The sequence below is a fragment of the Vibrio sp. 2132-1 genome, from assembly GCF_033344315.1.
In genome coordinates, this window is the sequence record NZ_JAWPON010000006.1 from 49,584 (window position 1) to 67,225 (window position 17,642).

The following is a 17,642-nucleotide window of genomic DNA, read 5'->3' on the forward strand; positions in this document are numbered from 1 at the left end:
CCAACGCCTTTAAACAAACGAGCCACAAACCACTAGGCAGCATCTTTTCTTTGTTGGGCTGCTTTTTTTATCGAAAGAGTAAGCGAGAATTCAGCCATTGGCTCGTCACCATGTAAGTTAGGACACAGCGCGACAATTTTTACGTCACGATTTACTCGTTCACCCGTTGCCAAGGTGTGCTCGAGCATCTCATCAATGACATGACCATCGTTACAAACAAAGTGCACATCGGCTTCCGGGCGCTTTAAAAACTCGGCTTTCACCCCTTTAAATGCCAGCGAGATCGCTTCTCCCTTTTCTTGCGCTTTACTCATAGCAAGAAAACCACCAGCAACATCAGCGCCAACGGCTAAAGCGCCGAAATACATGCTATTCAGGTGGTTCTTCGTCCTTCTGCGCAATGGGATACGAACCTCAACATGCTTGCTATCTATCGCAATGATTTTAGGGTGGCAAAGCCAAATCAGCGGCACTTTTGAAAAGCCAAACAGATTTAGATACAAATTCGCACGACGTAGAGCTGATAACATTTTGGTCTCCTTACCAATCTAGTCAGACCAGTTAATCAACGAAAGAAATAGATGTCAAAGAAATGTTAACAAAAGCTCGATCTCACGAGTTATTTAACCTTCAGGAAGTGACGGCGTCACACGTGAGGTATGAAGTTTATCGCAGTTACTTAGATTACCTTACAGCGAGATAGATAAAATGGTTATAAATTCAAATGTATATATATTGATTTAATGATCAAGTTTTGTCATTTATACATAAGTCATTTAAATGAATACCTACACCTTTGTATACAATTCGGTATTTCCTGGCGAAGATTCCCGTGAAACGGTTTATTCCTGCCTGTAATTCCGTTATCTTTACCCCTTCGCAATAGAGAATAAAGCTATAACATGCCTATAAAAACAGATGAATTGAGAACCCAACCTTTGGGTCCAATGCCTACCCCAGCAGAGCTAGGTAGTGTACATCCTATTACGGATGACGTTGCAGACCGTATCGCTCAATCTCGTCGTCAGATTGAAAACATTTTATCGGGTGAAGACAATCGCCTTCTTGCGATTGTAGGTCCGTGTTCTGTTCACGACACTGAAGCTGCCATTGATTACGCCACTCGTCTGAGTGAAATCCAAGACAAGTACAAAGACGAGCTATTTATCGTGATGCGTACTTACTTTGAAAAGCCTCGTACAGTAGTTGGTTGGAAAGGTTTGATTACGGACCCTAACCTAGATGGTTCTTACGCACTTGAAGCTGGTCTTCATAAAGCTCGTAAACTACTACTGGATATCAACAAGCTTGGTCTTGCGACTGCTACTGAGTTTCTTGATATGATCACTGGTCAATACATCGCAGATTTGATCACTTGGGGCGCGATTGGTGCTCGCACAACGGAATCACAAATTCACCGTGAAATGGCGTCGGCACTATCTTGCCCAGTTGGTTTCAAAAATGGCACAAATGGCAACGTAAAAATTGCAATTGATGCAATTCGCGCATCGAAAGCATCGCATTACTTCTACTCGCCAGATAAGAACGGTCGAATGACGGTTTACCGCACAAGTGGCAACCCTTACGGTCATATTATTCTGCGCGGTGGAGAAAAAGGCCCTAACTTTGATGAAGCATCAGTCAAACAAGCATGTGATGCTTTAGCTGAGTTTGGATTGCCACAACGTTTGGTTGTGGATTTCAGCCATGCAAACTGTCAGAAGCAACACAGAAAACAAATCGACGTAGCTCAGGACATTTGTAACCAAATTAAGTCAGGCAGCACTCGTATAGCGGGTATCATGGCTGAAAGCTTTATTCTTGAAGGCAATCAGCCAATGACTGACATCAATAACCTAACGTATGGTCAGTCTATTACAGATCCATGCCTAGGTTGGGAAGACACTGCTACAATGCTAGATATGCTGGCAAGCGCTGTTAAGTCCCGAAAGTCCCTATAACAAAATAATCAAGGAATCTTCATGCCATCGTTTGATATTGTTTCTGAAATCGATACGGTTGAACTACGTAACGCCGTTGATAACGCTAACCGTGAATTGTCTACTCGTTTCGATTTCCGCAACGTAAATGCGAGCTTTGAGCTAGTAGAAGAAAACGTAAAAATGTCTGCGGAAGGTGACTTCCAACTTAAGCAAATGCGCGACATTTTACGCGGCCACTTAGCGAAGCGTAACATTGACGCGAACGCAATGGATGCACAAGACCCAGACGTTACTGGTAAAAACTGGCACCAAACTCTGCTTTTCCGCCAAGGTATTGATACTCCAACGGCGAAAAAAGTAGTGAAACTTATCAAAGACGCAAAGTTAAAAGTACAAGCTTCTATTCAAGGCGAAAAAGTACGTGTTACTGGTAAGAAACGCGACGACCTGCAAGCGACAATGGCAGCGATTCGTGAAGCAGAGATGGGTATCCCATTCCAGTTTAACAACTTCCGTGATTAATCAATCTGAGAAGTAAATAAAAACGCCAGCGCATAATCCGCTGGCGTTTTTTATTGGCTTTAGTGTAACGAACTACGTATCCACTTTAGCATTTGGCATTGCTAGATAACTAAGTCCTGTCCTTGCAGCAATACGAATTCGCTCGTTCCTTGTGGTATGAACACGCAAATTCGAAGCTTTTCAGCTTTAGCCTTGGCCAGCATATCCGAAAGCTCAGCAGCGCTCGAGAAAGCTTCTCTTTCTGCATCTCTTCGTATTAGTTCTAACACATTCGCTTCACATCGAGTTGCGTACAGAGCCAGCTCCGCTTGTTGCATATAGCGTACGGCTTTTATTGGCAACATCTCAACATCTTTCCCAACATGAACCCAAGTACAACTTCCCTTTTCATCTAAGGGTGTTGCCATGGTCGCTTGGTAAATTGCTTCTAACTCACGATTATCTCGCGCGTTTTCCACCTCGGGATTCGAGAAGAATTGCTCCCAAAACTTGCGGCGTAAATCGACACTAGGCAGCGCCTCTTTAATTGAGTTTCGCTTTGAGTTAGCAAAATCCGCCATCAACCCCATGTTTTGTGGCAGTATCGATTCAAGTTTTTCACGGATGTTTCGAATTAAAACTGGCGAAGCTCCACCACTAGAGATAGCGATTTGGATGCGGCCACGATTAATCATAGACGGCGTGATGAAATCACAGTAAGGCTTATCATCCACAACGTTAACCAAGATGCCTAGCTCTTTAGCATCTTTGTACACTTGGTGATTTAGCTCAGGATTGTCTGTCGTCGCCCACACTTGAACAAAGCTTTTAGTGACAATGTCACTCGAATAGAAACGTTGTACCCAGCGCAGTTGATGCTCAGAAGCAAGTTTAGACAGAAAATCAACCAACGTCGGAGAAACGATAGTCACATCCGCCCCAGCCTTTAGCAACGCTTCCACCTTTCGGCTTGCCACCTCACCGCCACCCACGACGAGAACGGGTTTATTAATTAAATCTAAGAACAGAGGAAAATATCGCATTTCAATCCATGATTACTCTAATTAGCTGTTGTAGACCATGCTACCAAAAATGGGGCAAGCTCATCACCCTGTTTCGGTATCACAAATAATTTTTGTTTGAATTTTTACTGAACTTCACCTTGCTCAGCTAATGACAGTTTTAATAACAACTTTTTATTCTTTTGTATTGTTCACTCTTCTATTGATTGTTCTGATGCACCAAATTGTCCATGAATTGCACTATTTACAAACAATTAACATTTCGTCATTCTAAATCTCAAGGCACTTTGTAAGTTCTCTCAAAACTTCATTTAAATTATATATTTGAGAATTAACAGATCCTTTCCTACGCTTATAACTGGTTGATCTATCGAATGCCGTTTCTTCGAAAATCAATCACGTAGGACGATAACTCTAACGAATTGGACACGTTATTTCAGGTCACTCCTGATTAAACATGGATCATACAGGAAGGATACAAATGGCAAATAAACTCACAGTTCTTGCTTCCGTCGTAGCGGCTTCTACTGCGATGATGGCAACATCAGCTCAAGCAGCAGACACTACTCTGGACAAAGTCACAAAACAAGGCTTTCTTACTTGTGGCGTAAGTACCGGTCTACCTGGTTTCTCTAACCCTAACTCAAAAGGCGAATGGGAAGGTATCGACGTAGAATATTGCCAAGCACTGGCTGCAGCCGTTCTTGGGGATAAAACGAAAGTTAAATATGTACCCCTAACCGCAAAAGAACGTTTCACTGCGCTTCAATCTGGTGAGATTGATGTGCTTTCCCGTAACACGACCTGGACTCTCCACCGTGACACTGCACTGGGCCTAAACTTCGTAGGTGTGAACTACTACGACGGTCAAGGCTTTATGGTGAAGAAGGAACTTGGTATATCAAGTGCTAAAGAGCTTGATGGTGCGTCGGTATGTGTTCAATCAGGTACAACAACCGAGCTAAACCTTGCAGATTATTTCCGCAACCAAGGCATGGCGTACAAACCTGTGGTATTCGACACAGCGGCGCAAACTTCGAAAGGTTTTGATGCGGGACGCTGTGACGTATTAACAACTGACCAATCTGGCCTTTATGCACTACGTTTGAATTTGAAAGATCCGTCCTCTGCGGCCGTTCTTCCAGAAATCATCTCTAAAGAGCCACTAGGTCCAGTCGTTCGTCAAGGCGATGATCAATGGTTTAACATCGCTAAGTGGACATTGTCTGCGATGATTAACGCTGAAGAATACGGTATTAGTTCGAAGAATGCGGATGAAATGCTGAAGTCAACAGATCCAAACATCAAGCGTATCCTTGGTATTGATGGCCCTAAAGGCAAAGGGTTGGGTATCCGCGACGATTGGGGCTACCAAGTTATCAAACAAGTTGGTAACTATGGTGAAAGCTTCGAACGTACAGTCGGTACTGGTTCGCCGTTAGAAATCTCTCGTGGCGTTAATGCACTATGGAATGCAGGCGGCTTTATGTACGCGCCACCAATCCGATAGAAAGAGTTAATCAGGGCGGTTCATGCCGCCCTTTTTCTTGATTATATCTCACTGTATGAGTAAGGATCGCTCATTGGATGGCGAAAAGCGCTCGCTTTGTGGAACGGCTTTAAAGGTTCGTAAGCCACTAGACATGAGAGAGTTATTCTTTAGCCAGCAAGGACGAAACTTCGTTATACAGGCCGATATCTATAACTAAGGTTTGAGGTTATCGCTGTATGAAACCGACACAAGATGCATCGCCAAGTACGATGTCCAAACCAAGCGGAAGCAAGAGCCTGATTTATAATCCTGCCTTTCGTTCTGCTATTTTCCAGATCATTGCCATTGCTGCACTGGTATTTTTCTTTTACACGATTGTAAACAACGCTCTCAATAACTTAGATGCTCGTGGTATTGCAACGGGCTTCGGTTTTCTGAATCAAGAAGCCGGGTTTGGTATTGGGTTAACATTAATTGAATACGATGAAACGTACTCTTACGGTAGAACATTTATCATCGGCCTTCTTAATACGGCGTTAGTCTCCGTATTAGGTATTATTCTGGCTACTGTGATTGGCTTTACCATGGGGGTTGCCCGCCTTTCTTCTAACTGGTTAGTTAGTCGTTTAGCGGCAGTTTATATCGAAACTTTCCGAAATATCCCCCTTCTTCTGCAAATATTCTTCTGGTATTTCGCTGTTCTTCAAGCATTACCCTCACCACGCCAAAGCTTAAGTCTTGGTGAAGCTATTTTCCTGAACGTTCGTGGCTTATATTTCCCTGCACCGACTATGGAACCTGGCAGTAGCTACGTTATTGCCGCGTTAATCTTCGGGGTAATCGCAAGCTTATTAATTAATGTATGGGCGAATAATAAGCAACGTCTCACCGGGCAACAAACCCCAATGGGAAGAATAGTTTTGGGTTTAGTTGTTGGCCTTCCATTGGTTGTGTACTTCCTTGCTGGTATGCCAATTTCACTGAATTATCCTGAACTAAAAGGGTTTAACTTCCGAGGTGGTATTAGCATTATTCCTGAATTGGCTGCGCTACTTTTGGCATTGAGTGTTTATACAGCTTCTTTCATTGCTGAGATTGTGCGCTCTGGTATTAATGCGGTTAGCCATGGTCAAACCGAAGCAGCGATGTCGCTAGGCTTACCACGCTCGAAAACTTTAAAGCTTGTTGTCATTCCTCAAGCGTTACGAATTATTATTCCACCTTTAACCAGTCAATATCTCAACCTCACCAAAAACTCATCGTTAGCGATGGCGATTGGTTACCCAGATCTTGTCTCTGTGTTTGCTGGTACTACCCTGAACCAAACGGGACAAGCGATTGAGATCATTGCGATGACGATGGGCGTGTACTTGACATTAAGTCTGATTACGTCTGCATTAATGAACTTGTATAACCGTAAAGTCGCGCTGGTGGAGAGATAATATGAGTACTCATCAATTTCAACCGGATCTCCCACCACCCGCCAATACTGTAGGCTTCGTTGGTTGGATGCGGAAAAATCTATTTAATGGCCCTATCAATTCCATTGTTACTGTCATTCTTGCGTATATTGTCGTAACTGCAATATGGTATATCGTGGATTGGGCGTTTATTAACGCAGACTGGATTGGCTCAACGCGTGACGACTGTAGCCGAGATGGTGCTTGCTGGGTATTTATCAGCGTGCGCTGGGAGCAGTTCATGTATGGTTTTTATCCAGAGTCCGAACTATGGCGCCCTCGCCTTTTCTATATCACATTGGCCATATTTACTGTTTTACTCGCGTATGAGAAGACACCGAAACGGATGTGGATTTGGCTTTTCTTCGTAAACATCTACCCATTCATCATCGCTGGGCTGTTATACGGTGGTGTCTTTGGACTAGAAGTGGTCGATACACACAAGTGGGGTGGACTACTCGTTACACTCATTATTGCGCTAGTTGGTATCGTAGTTTCATTGCCAATTGGTGTGGTGCTTGCGCTTGGTAGACGTTCAGAGATGCCGATCATTCGCAGCATTTGTACCGTCTACATTGAAGTTTGGCGTGGCGTTCCTCTGATTACGGTTTTGTTCATGGCTTCGGTTATGCTTCCATTGTTTATGTCTGAAGGCTCAGAGACAGATAAACTGATTCGCGCCCTTATAGGTGTGGTTATGTTTGCCTCCGCTTACATGGCAGAAGTGGTACGCGGTGGTCTACAAGCCATTCCGAAAGGTCAATATGAAGCCGCTGATGCGCTTGGGTTAAGTTACTGGAAAAAGACTGGGCTGATTATCTTGCCACAGGCGCTAAAGATTACTATTCCTTCTATCGTGAACACCTTCATCGGTTTGTTTAAAGACACCAGTTTGGTACTCATCATTGGCATGTTTGACGTACTCGGTATAGGACAAGCAGCAAATACCGACCCTGAATGGTTAGGTTTTGCTACAGAAAGTTATGTATTTGTCGCGTTAGTGTTTTGGGTATTTTGTTTTGGCATGTCGCGCTATTCGATATGGCTTGAAAACAAACTTCATACCGGTCACAAACGATAACTCATCAAGATCAAGGACGTATTATGACGCAACAACAAGACTACATGATCCAATTGAAGGACATGAATAAATGGTATGGTGAGTTTCACGTACTAAAAAATATTAACCTCGACGTTAAGCGCGGCGAGAAAATCGTTATCTGTGGTCCATCAGGGTCGGGAAAATCAACGATGATTCGCTGTATTAACCGTCTTGAAGAGCACCAAACAGGCAGCATTTACGTCTCTGGTACGGAATTAACTGAAGACTTAAAGAACATTGAAGCAGTACGCCGAGAAGTGGGCATGTGCTTTCAACACTTTAATCTCTTCCCTCATTTAACCGTACTGGAAAACTGTACGCTCGCGCCTATCTGGGTGAAGAAGATGCCAAAAGATGAGGCAGAAGCAGTTGCAATGAAATATCTGGAACGTGTAAAAATTCCAGACCAAGCGGAGAAGTATCCCGGTCAGTTGTCTGGTGGTCAGCAACAACGCGTGGCGATTGCTCGCTCTTTGTGTATGAACCCTAAAGTCATGCTTTTTGATGAGCCAACATCTGCACTCGACCCGGAAATGGTTCGCGAAGTACTGGATGTAATGGTCGAACTCGCCGAGGAAGGCATGACTATGCTATGTGTGACACATGAAATGGGCTTTGCTAAAGAAGTTGCCGATCGCGTGATATTCATGGACGCAGGAGAGATCATCGAAGAAAACAACCCTGTTGATTTCTTCGAAAATCCTCAATCGGATAGGACCCAAAATTTCCTAGCGCAAATCTTACACCACTAAGATTTAGCCGAATCGACATAAAAAAGCACTGGTTTCTATGAAGCCAGTGCTTTTTGTTACTAAATTCAAAAATCTGTGTAAGAATCAATATAGCTATGCTAGTCAGTAATATTGTGTTACAAGTTGCCAAATACATAACATCTTATTTCTATTATTATTTTATCTAAGTTACGTATGGTTAGGGCTTGATTTTTTGAACTTTCAATCCCATAAATGTACTTAAAAGAAAGTCTCTTATCGAGGAAGATTATGAACAGTCCAATGTTTACCCGCACTTCAACTCAAGAAAGTGCTCTACAAACGAACAAAGTATTGCGTAATACTTACGCTCTACTTTCAATGACACTTTTATGGTCGGCAGTCGTTGCTGGCGTTGCAATGGCATTTAACCTTCCACATCCAGGTATCATCCTAATGCTGGTTGGTTTTTACGGCCTATTATTCTTAACAGAGAAAAACCGTAACAACAGTCTTGGCCTTGTGTTTACGTTCCTATTTACTGGCTTCTTAGGTTACACCGTTGGCCCTATTCTAAACATGTACATTGGTGCAGGCATGGGCGATATCGTATTAACCGCACTCGGTGGTACGGCACTATCTTTCATGGCAGCATCGGCATACGCACTAACAACGAAACGTGACCTATCGATGATGGGTGGCTTAATGCTATCACTATTTGTTGTGCTGGTTGTGGGCATGATTGCAAGCTTCTTTATTCAATCAACCCTCTTACACTTGGCGTTGAGCAGCTTGTTTATCATTTTCTCTACTATGGCGATCCTGATGACAACACAAAGCATTATTCGTGGCGGTGAAACAAACTACATCTCTGCGACAGTAACTTTGTATGTATCAATCTACAACATCTTCATCAGCCTACTAAGCATTCTAGGTATTATGAACGACGATTAATCGTTTCTCGTTAAGTAGAATAAAAAAGCCCGAAGGTAATTCCTTCGGGCTTTTTCTTTGTGTGCAATTCAGTGTATTACGCCTGCTCTACTGACAACTCGATAACTTCGTCAGCTTCTGGATTTTCTCTAAAGCGTCTCACTTTGATCGTTTCCTCTCCTAACATGATTTGCTTGGCGATTCGGTGCATACCGTCAAAAACACGATAGTCACTGGTTAAGATTACCGGATACGACAAATCAGCATTGTTGATTCGTTGGCAATGTTTTGCAATTTCACGGCAGGTTGGCCGTGGCCCTTCATGACTAAACCAAGTCACTTCATTTGGGCCTTTTATATCATCAATCGCAATTTCTTCTACAGGTAAGGATTCTGCAAGTTGCCAAATTCGCTCGATGGACCAAGTGGATTTTACATTGTCATTAATCTCAATGTAACGTTGTTTCGACATGACTAACTCCTTGTCATCATTGTTGTTTCTAACCTGAATACAGGCTTTCATTAATCCAATGAGAATATCGGTCTATGAAAACAAACACAACGTTTAAGCTATTAATTCTCAAACAATCGCTATATCGCTTGTATGAGCGCTTTATAATCACCTCTCTCAGTTTGTAAACTGATTTCAGGGTATAACTTGTCTTAATTCAAACCGCGACTTCGCAATCGCTCATCGACTGATGACAAGAAGCAAAATACTCCAAACGCAACCCACCAATAACCGAACATCTTGAGCGCGGGCAACCAGACTACTGATTTACCAGCTACGCTAAAAAATATGTAGGCCGACATCATCGGTGTCACTAACATGACTCCCCAAGTCAAAAAAAGTAACGGCCCATAGATATACTGCAACCAAGCATACTTCGGTTTTATAGGATTATGTTTTACAAATCCCGTCAGACATAGAAAAGAGAAAATGCTAAAGCATGCTTGCAGTACCGCCCATCCAATGGAAACGAAAAGATTCGACCACTCCATACACTCCTGAATTGCTCCGTGTTGTTGTTAAGCATGGGTGAACATAACGATTTTTTTCAATTTATTCTTTTGATTTAAAACTAGTTTATATTCGTTGTGATCGAGTTATCTAAAACAATAAATATAACTGACAAATCAATCACACCAAGCGAATTGCATAACAATGCAAAACCACCGATATCAACCCCGAAAATTTTCTAACAACACGAATAAAAAAACAAATTTATGCTTAAAATATAATTTAAGAGTATTCAGTTATAGGCCACTACTTTGTACGCTTTTGCTTCGCTCGATACGACTTCGAGATTCTTTTGTTGAGAACATTCTCGGCTGTCGCTAATCTATAAACATCCATGTTTACTTAACGGATAAAACGTTATGTTCGTTTACAACGGCAAAGAAATTGAAACGGATGCTCAAGGCTACTTATTGGATCATACTCAATGGGAAGAAGGTATGATTGAGCTTTTAGCAAAAGAAGAAGACATCGAGCTTACGGATGCTCATTTGGAAGTTGTGCATTTTGTGCGAGACTTTTATGAAGAGTTTAATACCTCCCCTGCAGTGCGTATGCTTGTGAAAGCGATGGAAAAAGCGCACGGCCCAGAAAAAGGTAACAGTAAGTATCTATTCAAGCTGTTTAAAAAGGGACCAGCCAAACAAGCAACCAAATTAGCCGGCCTACCAAAGCCAGCTAAATGCTTGTAGATTCATAAAATTTTAAAACCGCGTAACGGCTTATACGACGCAGGCTCCTGCATCACATGCTCTACTGTTGCCGTTCGCGGTCCTTCTTGTAACCATTCCGAAAACGCAACTATTTGCGCGTCTGTTCCACACGCCATCACTTCAACATCGCCATTGTTTAGGTTCTTCGCATAACCTGTTAACCCTAGCTTCAATCCTTGATGGGAAGTATGGTAACGAAAGCCGACGCCTTGAACGTGACCTTTTACTATAAATCTCTCACACTTTACGTTCATCTTTGTACCGCTTCTTTTTTCTGAGTGATATATTCTTTTCGTCTATTCACCCCACTAAGGATAGTGGTTTTTTGCACGGTTATTATAATTATGAAAGAAATTCCATTCCGCTGGATTGATAAGTATCTCATTCACTTAAAGATTCAAGAAAAGTTCTATTTGCTCTTCGTTCTCCCTCTTCTTGCTTTAGTCATTCTCACTCTCGTCCTTAATAGCGCGGCTAATACACTGATCTCAAGTATGTACCAAGAAGAGCTCATGCTTATGAAAGGCCTGATAGAGGCAGGCAACCTTTCTCAATCTCAAGTAGCAAGCCTCATAGCGGGTTCAGAAACCGTTTCTATTGGCTCTGGTCCGCAATCCGTGTCTGTTTTAAATGGTACGTACAGTTTGGTTGCGAACCATGAACTTTCTTTATGGGCTGCCCTATCAACGACTCAAGTGAGCATTATCTGTGTGAGCTTGTTTATTCTCGCTCTTGGCGTTTACTACATCATGACGTTTATTGGCGGCGCGATGTTCACGATGAACAAAGCATTAAACACTCTTGCGGGTGGCGACTTAACTGCGAGAATGAACTTCTTCCCTGTTCGCGACGAGTTTAGTGAAATTGCTATTACGATAGACAAAGTTGCAGAACGAGAGCAACAAATGGTGCTGTCGATTCAAGAGTCTGTGGCTTTAATGCAACAAATTAGCTCAGATCTGAATCAATCGATTCATCACAGTTCAGATATTTCAGCGACTCAGCAGGAACACCTCAACTCTCTTGCGAGTGCAACTGAACAGATGGCATCAACGATTCGAGAAGTCGCGACACTAGCTCACGATTCAAGCACGCAAACCGATGATGCACGTAACGTGGCTCAGTCTGGACAAGTGAAAGTTGAGAATACGCTTCACTCGATTTCGAACCTTTCTAATGAGATTCAATCTGCGTCTCAAGCCGTTGCCGAGTTAGATGCCAATGCAGCACAAATTGATGAAGTCGTGACAACCATCAATGGGATCTCCGAGCAAACCAACCTACTTGCTCTGAACGCGGCTATTGAAGCTGCACGTGCTGGAGAACAAGGTCGTGGATTTGCGGTCGTTGCGGATGAGGTTCGCGCTCTTGCGGGACGCACTCAGCAAGCGACAGTGGAAATCCAAACGATGATTGAATCGTTACAGCGTAACAGTCAGTCGCTTACTAAGCTGATGGAAGTGACAGTTAATAACGCAAATGAGGGACAAAACCTCATGACGGAAGTGAATCACGAAATCGGCTCTTTGGCAGATAAAAATCAAACTATCTCCGACAGTAGCATTCAAATTGCAACAGCAGCTGAAGAGCAAGGTGTAGTCGCGGACAATATCGCCTCAAGCGTTGAAGAAATTCGAGTTCAAGCAGATAACGTGTGCAATATGATAAGCACGACTTCACAAAACGTTGATCAACTGCGTAAGCAAAGCGACACAATGGAAGCACTACTTACTGGACTTAAAGCATAGCAACGGAATCTATTACAGCAAATTCAATAAAAGGGTCACTTTAGTGACCTTTTTTGTATTTAAAAGTCACTACAATGTACTGGATTGCCGAGGGATATTGCTTTTACCATTTACATCCCGGACAATACGCCCCTTTCAAAATTCAACAAGAGCTAATGAAATGACAGCTGCTATCTATTTGGTTAAAGGTCGTGAGAAATCGGTCAAGCGCAAGCACCCTTGGATCTTCTCTCGAGGCATCAACAAAGTTGAGGGCGAACCTGCTCTTGGCGAAACGGTTGATGTATTCACTCACGACGGTAAATGGCTAGCTAAGGCGGCATATTCGCCAGCTTCACAAATTCGTGCTCGTATTTGGAGTTTTGATAAAGAAGAAATCGACACCGCGTTTTTCGTTAAACGACTTAAAGACGCACAACTTCTTCGTGAAGACATTATCAAACGTGATGGCCTTACGGGTTATCGCCTTATCGCAGCAGAGTCTGACGGCTTACCTGGCGTTACGATCGACCGTTACCAAAATTTCTTTGTGTGCCAACTTCTCAGTGCTGGCGCAGAACACAATAAGCAGGCTATTGTTGACGCTCTGGTTGAGTGCTTCCCTGATTGTAATGTGTACGAGCGCTCTGACGTGGCCGTTCGTAAAAAAGAAGGTTTAAAAGAGAGCACGGGCGTTTTGCACGGCGAAGAGCCACCTAAATCGGTCGTCATCGAAGAAAATGGCGTAAAGATTAGTGTAGATATCGTTGGCGGACACAAAACAGGTTTCTACCTAGATCAACGTGATAGTCGCCAGCAAGCGATGAAATATATGAAAGGCAAAGAAGTTCTTAACTGCTTCTCTTACACAGGTGGCTTCGGACTTTACGCTCTAAAAGGTGATGCAAAGCGTGTGATTAACGCTGACGTGTCGCAACCTGCTTTAGATACCGCAAAATTCAACGCAGAGCTAAACGATTTTGATATTTCGAAGAAGCGTGCCGTGTTCCTAAATGCAGACGTGTTTAAGCTGCTTCGTGAGTATCGTGATCAAGGAACTCAGTTCGATGTGGTTATTATGGACCCACCGAAGTTCGCAGAGAGCAAAGCACAACTAAACGGTGCATGTCGTGGTTACAAAGACATCAACATGCTAGCAATGCAAATTCTAAAACCGGGCGGCACTCTACTGACCTACTCGTGCTCTGGCTTGATGGATCAAGTTCTGTTCCAGAAAATCATCGCTGATGCAGCCGTAGACGCTAACCGCCAAGTAAAGTTTGTGGAGCGTTTTGAGCAAGCCGCTGACCACCCAACCGATACAGCATATCCAGAAGGCTTCTACTTAAAAGGTTTTGCATGTAAAGTGCTTTAGGCTACGAATAAGTAAGACAAAGCAGAAGAAAAGGGCCTACTGGCCCTTTTCATTATGGCTCTAAGTTAACCTTAGTTAGTGCGGATAACACATCTCTCTCAAAGTCCGCATTTCCCACGATTAAATCACTAAACTCTGTCGCCCCGTTTTCTATTACGATAGTTTGAATTGAGTTTCCATCGTTATGGGTTATTTCTAGAGATAAGTCATCGCCATCAATGTTCAAGTCAATACTATTAAGAAGTTCTTCTATCGTATTGTGCCCTGCATCTTCAACGACTTCACTCAGATCTAAGGTGTCCAAATCTCTCTCAAAACCTCTAATTAGATCTGTTCCTGTATCCAAGGAGTCGTTGACCCATTTAAAGACATCTGCCTCGTTATCATTACCGATCAAGATGTCATGACTTACGTCTACTTCAGCTTCAATAATATTTGCAGAGCCATTACTTGAAGCATTTACTCCTCCGTTTTCATCAATAACGAATTGCAGGGTATTCTCACTTTGATCGCCATCGTTATCCGTCAATACATAATCGAAGTCTAACGTTTCAACTGTATCACCCACCGCACCATAAAATGCATACGCACCATCGTTTAGGTCGATTTCCAGAGTATGTTTGCTGTCGATATAGATAGTAAGCTGCATCGTTGTGTCGTCAAATGCATGCGAAATACCATCGTTATTGTCAGTTACTATTAGGTCTGTACCATCAAACGAATAAGTGACACCGTCATGTTCTATTTCGCTAATATAACCACCATCTGCACCAATACCTGTATCTGGAGAAGTGGTATACATCAAGTTCCCCCCAACAGGTTGAATCACTGACTGCAACATAACCGGAGGTAATTGAGTTACGTCAGGAACCACAACACCATCAAGGTCTTGATTCAAAAAGCCATCATATGCTACGCGATCTAATTGCTCCGGCATAAGATTAACGCCCATACCATACGCTAGGGCTGTTATCTGATTATCAGGATCGGTTAGGTGATCAATCCAACTCTGCTCGCGAGCGTCGTTTATAAATGATGACGCAGGGTTTGGCTGACCATCTGACAAGAAGTAACTAACATTCGACGCACTGGTTAACTTACCTACATCATCCCATGACTGTTTTGCTTCATTTAGCGCGTTGTTATAGTTAGTCGCGCCACCCGCAGTTAGCGTCTCAATATACGCTTTGGCCTCCTCGACCGTCAGCCACGTCGCAGCACCTATAGCGTAAGTGGATGCTGTACTGCTATAAGTAATAATTTGAACTCGCGTTTGACCGATAGACTCATATTGATTCAATAACTGAGTTGCCGAATCTTTCATTATCTTCAAGCGATTATCCGTTCGCATAGAACCCGAGACATCCATTATGAGCTGAACGTTGGCACTTTCTTTAGTTTCTGCAACTACATCGTGAATAATAGATGCAGAATCTGGTGAGTCATCTTCCACAATAACGTTGACCGTTGTGGAGTTAGTAAGACCACGAGCATTCGAGACAAGCACAGGCACCTCAATATTTAAGGTGTCTTCTCCAGATGGGTTGGAGTGATCAATCGGACCAAGAAGCTCCGTAGATACCACTCCAGTATCATTGACTGATATTTTGATAACCTCTTCACCGTTCGCTGAACCGATAAGCATTTGGTCGTTATTTGATAACGTCCACGTTACAGAGATACCGTTACTAGTAAGAGCTGTAGATGGTTCACTGAGCGTAACAGAATCAACGGTTTGACCCAGCGTCAATTGTTCTACATCAGTACTCGAGTCAGTTGTGTCATCAAAGCCGTTTAGAGCAGAGTCATCAGCAATGGCGTTGCTTAAGCCTTCCTCAGAAACGTTTAGAGTTACACCTTCTACGATTGGTGGGGCGTAAGGGTTGACAGAAAAGTACCCCGTTTTACTGTCTCCATCATTATCAGTAATCGTGTAGTTAAAATCGATATCCCCATCGCCATAAGGTGAGGTCAAAGGTAAGTATTGGAAGAACTCCCATTTTCCAGTGCTAGGTGTAAGTTGAACTTCGAATGCAAGCTCTCCATCAGCCTCTGCAATCAGTCTATTAGAGTTTTGTGGATCGACGTATATCAACACGTCTTTACCATCTAGAGTCTCTAAACCAGCCTCACCTCCATTTAAGACTATAGAACCAGGGCCATCAGCTCCATATACAGCACCGAGGTTCCCATCCGCACTAGCAATTGGCACGCCAGAGTACGCACCTGTAAAGGTTATTGATTTAACGGTAAAGTCACTGTTGTCTTCAGTATCCGGGCCATTGCCATTACTGGTCGCCTCGAGGATGATTTTATCAAAGCCTCCCTGTTGAACATTGAAATTTGCCGCGTAATCACCACTGCTTGCGTCAGAGCTGAACGATTGCTGAGCAATTAATACACCATCTCTATAAAAAGATGCGATTCCTTTCTCAAGTTCACCACCAAACATTTTCTCAAATTCTATTTCTGCTCCGTAAGCAACTTTATTGCCTAAGTCTATGATTAACTGCTCTGATACACCCTCATTACCCGCGAATCGATAATCGACTTCGTTTTCTAATTGGAAGCCGTTGTTACCAGAACTTTTAACGCCAATCCCTTCTGATGATTGATTGATTTCAGCTGTTCCCAGCATCACAGATTCGTCAGACACAAAACCGTTTGCAGTCACAACAACATCCCCAAATGTTCGACTGGTTGCGTCTGCCTCACTTCCTGCAAAATCTATGCGCCCTGTCAGAACGTTAGGTGCACCAGTAAGCGACACATCGACGGGTTGAACAACAACAGGCACGTATGGGCAATCATCTTCAACGGCCACATTTAAGCTTTGAGATGTTGTTGTTTGTCCATCACTTACAGAAATCTGTAAATCAAAGTTGATGATGTCTTCCACATCATTAACAGGATGATCAAGTGGCTCAAACAGAGTAATAGTATAGTCCCAAGAGCCTTGACCTGAAGCTGAAGGCTCGCTCAGCACAACAGTAGCAACAACGCTCAGGTGAGCAGTTTTCGCAGTCAGCGTTTGAGTACTGTTGTCCCACGTCCACGATATAGGCTCCCCTCCTGATGTTAGGTTGTTAGGGCCTGCCAATACCACTGAAACATTCGCCGTGTCTGGATCGGCAACTGTGAATGTTCCTGAGAAACTTGCGGAGTTAGTGGTGTCTGAAGGTGATCCTGTATTATCAGGGATACCATTAGCTAAACCTTCTTCCGAAACAACTGCATTCACAACATTTGAAATAGAAGGAGGAGCATCATTATCAATAATCGTTGCCGTACCGGTATCGCTGCCTTGTACTGCGCCAATGCCGGTCACCGTGACACTGAAATCTTCTGGGCCTTCATAAACGGCGTCATCAATGGAAGCAATGCGCACATCAAATTCGGTTTGCCCCGCTGGCACCGTTACCACACCATCGTTTGGCACTGCAACCCAACCGGAGCCTGTGTTGTATTCTAAGGTGCCTAAGTCTCCAACTTCGGTGTCACCTAAGTTCAGGCCTAGCTCGACTTGAACAGTGGACTCGGCGGCGTTCGACAGCGTCACTTTGAAGTTGGCTGTCTCACCCTCATTGATGGTGCCAGCGTCTGAAATAGTCACATTCGGGCGGTCATCATCCGGATCAGGGCCTGG

The 17,642-nt window shown here is 43.4% G+C and carries 15 protein-coding genes; 10 read left to right on the forward strand and 5 right to left on the reverse strand.

What is annotated here, in order from left to right; genetic code table 11:
* Positions 1 to 32: 32 nt before the first annotated feature.
* Positions 33 to 530 carry a DUF4442 domain-containing protein gene (locus R8N47_RS07965; RefSeq protein ID WP_213913939.1) on the reverse strand — a complete coding sequence of 166 codons (498 nt, stop codon included), beginning with the start codon at positions 528 to 530 and terminating at the stop codon, positions 33 to 35.
* 372 nt (positions 531 to 902) lie between these two features.
* On the opposite strand from R8N47_RS07965, the gene R8N47_RS07970 reads away from it, so the two are divergent.
* Both R8N47_RS07970 and R8N47_RS07975 read left to right on the forward strand, forming a co-directional pair.
* Positions 903 to 1,961 carry a 3-deoxy-7-phosphoheptulonate synthase gene (locus R8N47_RS07970; protein WP_005377417.1) on the forward strand — a complete coding sequence of 353 codons (1,059 nt, stop codon included), beginning with the start codon at positions 903 to 905 and terminating at the stop codon, positions 1,959 to 1,961.
* A gap of 21 nt (positions 1,962 to 1,982) precedes the next feature.
* Entirely contained in the window at positions 1,983 to 2,465 is a 483-nt protein-coding gene (locus R8N47_RS07975; protein WP_053307109.1) for a YajQ family cyclic di-GMP-binding protein, read from the forward strand.
* A gap of 101 nt (positions 2,466 to 2,566) precedes the next feature.
* On the opposite strand, the gene R8N47_RS07980 is transcribed toward R8N47_RS07975, so the two are convergent.
* The gene (locus R8N47_RS07980; RefSeq protein ID WP_064353945.1) at positions 2,567 to 3,487 is read right to left on the reverse strand and encodes a bifunctional precorrin-2 dehydrogenase/sirohydrochlorin ferrochelatase; all 921 of its coding nucleotides are present in this window, start codon (positions 3,485 to 3,487) and stop codon (positions 2,567 to 2,569) included.
* A gap of 460 nt (positions 3,488 to 3,947) precedes the next feature.
* On the opposite strand from R8N47_RS07980, the gene R8N47_RS07985 reads away from it, so the two are divergent.
* The 5 genes from R8N47_RS07985 (at position 3,948) to R8N47_RS08005 (ending at position 9,184) form a co-directional block, all read left to right on the forward strand.
* Positions 3,948 to 4,976 carry an amino acid ABC transporter substrate-binding protein gene (locus R8N47_RS07985; protein WP_064353946.1) on the forward strand — a complete coding sequence of 343 codons (1,029 nt, stop codon included), beginning with the start codon at positions 3,948 to 3,950 and terminating at the stop codon, positions 4,974 to 4,976.
* Positions 4,977 to 5,194: 218 nt separating this feature from the next.
* Positions 5,195 to 6,400, forward strand: a complete 1,206-nt coding sequence (locus tag R8N47_RS07990) for an amino acid ABC transporter permease (RefSeq protein WP_005377402.1) — start codon at positions 5,195 to 5,197, stop codon at positions 6,398 to 6,400.
* A gap of 1 nt (position 6,401) precedes the next feature.
* Entirely contained in the window at positions 6,402 to 7,499 is a 1,098-nt protein-coding gene (locus tag R8N47_RS07995; protein ID WP_005389988.1) for an amino acid ABC transporter permease, read from the forward strand.
* Positions 7,500 to 7,522: 23 nt separating this feature from the next.
* Positions 7,523 to 8,272 carry an amino acid ABC transporter ATP-binding protein gene (locus tag R8N47_RS08000; protein ID WP_017634609.1) on the forward strand — a complete coding sequence of 250 codons (750 nt, stop codon included), beginning with the start codon at positions 7,523 to 7,525 and terminating at the stop codon, positions 8,270 to 8,272.
* A gap of 249 nt (positions 8,273 to 8,521) precedes the next feature.
* The gene (locus R8N47_RS08005) at positions 8,522 to 9,184 is read left to right on the forward strand and encodes a Bax inhibitor-1/YccA family protein (RefSeq protein ID WP_025766607.1); all 663 of its coding nucleotides are present in this window, start codon (positions 8,522 to 8,524) and stop codon (positions 9,182 to 9,184) included.
* Between the two features lie 76 nt (positions 9,185 to 9,260).
* Here R8N47_RS08005 and R8N47_RS08010 read toward each other — a convergent pair whose 3' ends face one another.
* Positions 9,261 to 9,635 (reverse strand): chromosome partitioning protein ParB, encoded by a 375-nt coding sequence (locus R8N47_RS08010; RefSeq protein ID WP_047102337.1) that lies wholly within the window; start codon positions 9,633 to 9,635, stop codon positions 9,261 to 9,263.
* A 908-nt stretch (positions 9,636 to 10,543) separates the two neighbouring features.
* Here R8N47_RS08010 and R8N47_RS08015 point away from each other — a divergent pair.
* Entirely contained in the window at positions 10,544 to 10,873 is a 330-nt protein-coding gene (locus tag R8N47_RS08015) for a TusE/DsrC/DsvC family sulfur relay protein (RefSeq protein ID WP_005377396.1), read from the forward strand.
* A 2-nt stretch (positions 10,874 to 10,875) separates the two neighbouring features.
* Here R8N47_RS08015 and yccX read toward each other — a convergent pair whose 3' ends face one another.
* Positions 10,876 to 11,148 (reverse strand): acylphosphatase, encoded by a 273-nt coding sequence (yccX, locus tag R8N47_RS08020; protein WP_017634611.1) that lies wholly within the window; start codon positions 11,146 to 11,148, stop codon positions 10,876 to 10,878.
* A gap of 90 nt (positions 11,149 to 11,238) precedes the next feature.
* On the opposite strand from yccX, the gene R8N47_RS08025 reads away from it, so the two are divergent.
* Together R8N47_RS08025 and R8N47_RS08030 are read left to right on the forward strand one after the other, a co-directional pair.
* Positions 11,239 to 12,642 carry a methyl-accepting chemotaxis protein gene (locus R8N47_RS08025; protein ID WP_064353947.1) on the forward strand — a complete coding sequence of 468 codons (1,404 nt, stop codon included), beginning with the start codon at positions 11,239 to 11,241 and terminating at the stop codon, positions 12,640 to 12,642.
* A gap of 160 nt (positions 12,643 to 12,802) precedes the next feature.
* Complete coding sequence (locus R8N47_RS08030) at positions 12,803 to 13,996, forward strand: class I SAM-dependent methyltransferase (RefSeq protein ID WP_054579311.1); 1,194 nt, start codon at positions 12,803 to 12,805, stop codon at positions 13,994 to 13,996.
* 52 nt (positions 13,997 to 14,048) lie between these two features.
* Here the strand turns inward: R8N47_RS08030 and R8N47_RS08035 are convergent.
* Positions 14,049 to 17,642 (reverse strand): VWA domain-containing protein (locus tag R8N47_RS08035; protein WP_318185848.1); only part of this gene is annotated, 3,594 nt, incomplete at its 5' end.

Bases quoted from the DNA above. Each gene is read 5' to 3' on its own strand.
- R8N47_RS08000 (WP_017634609.1), top strand. From the start codon at position 7,523: ATGACGCAACAACAAGACTACATGATCCAATTGAAGGACATGAATAAA.
- R8N47_RS07985 (WP_064353946.1), top strand. From the start codon at position 3,948: ATGGCAAATAAACTCACAGTTCTTGCTTCCGTCGTAGCGGCTTCTACT.
- R8N47_RS07970 (WP_005377417.1), top strand. From the start codon at position 903: ATGCCTATAAAAACAGATGAATTGAGAACCCAACCTTTGGGTCCAATG.
- R8N47_RS07980 (WP_064353945.1), bottom strand. From the start codon at position 3,487: ATGCGATATTTTCCTCTGTTCTTAGATTTAATTAATAAACCCGTTCTC.
- R8N47_RS08005 (WP_025766607.1), top strand. From the start codon at position 8,522: ATGAACAGTCCAATGTTTACCCGCACTTCAACTCAAGAAAGTGCTCTA.
- R8N47_RS07975 (WP_053307109.1), top strand. From the start codon at position 1,983: ATGCCATCGTTTGATATTGTTTCTGAAATCGATACGGTTGAACTACGT.
- R8N47_RS08015 (WP_005377396.1), top strand. From the start codon at position 10,544: ATGTTCGTTTACAACGGCAAAGAAATTGAAACGGATGCTCAAGGCTAC.
- R8N47_RS08025 (WP_064353947.1), top strand. From the start codon at position 11,239: ATGAAAGAAATTCCATTCCGCTGGATTGATAAGTATCTCATTCACTTA.
- R8N47_RS08010 (WP_047102337.1), bottom strand. From the start codon at position 9,635: ATGTCGAAACAACGTTACATTGAGATTAATGACAATGTAAAATCCACT.
- R8N47_RS07965 (WP_213913939.1), bottom strand. From the start codon at position 530: ATGTTATCAGCTCTACGTCGTGCGAATTTGTATCTAAATCTGTTTGGC.
- yccX (WP_017634611.1), bottom strand. From the start codon at position 11,148: ATGAACGTAAAGTGTGAGAGATTTATAGTAAAAGGTCACGTTCAAGGC.
- R8N47_RS07990 (WP_005377402.1), top strand. From the start codon at position 5,195: ATGAAACCGACACAAGATGCATCGCCAAGTACGATGTCCAAACCAAGC.
- R8N47_RS07995 (WP_005389988.1), top strand. From the start codon at position 6,402: ATGAGTACTCATCAATTTCAACCGGATCTCCCACCACCCGCCAATACT.
- R8N47_RS08030 (WP_054579311.1), top strand. From the start codon at position 12,803: ATGACAGCTGCTATCTATTTGGTTAAAGGTCGTGAGAAATCGGTCAAG.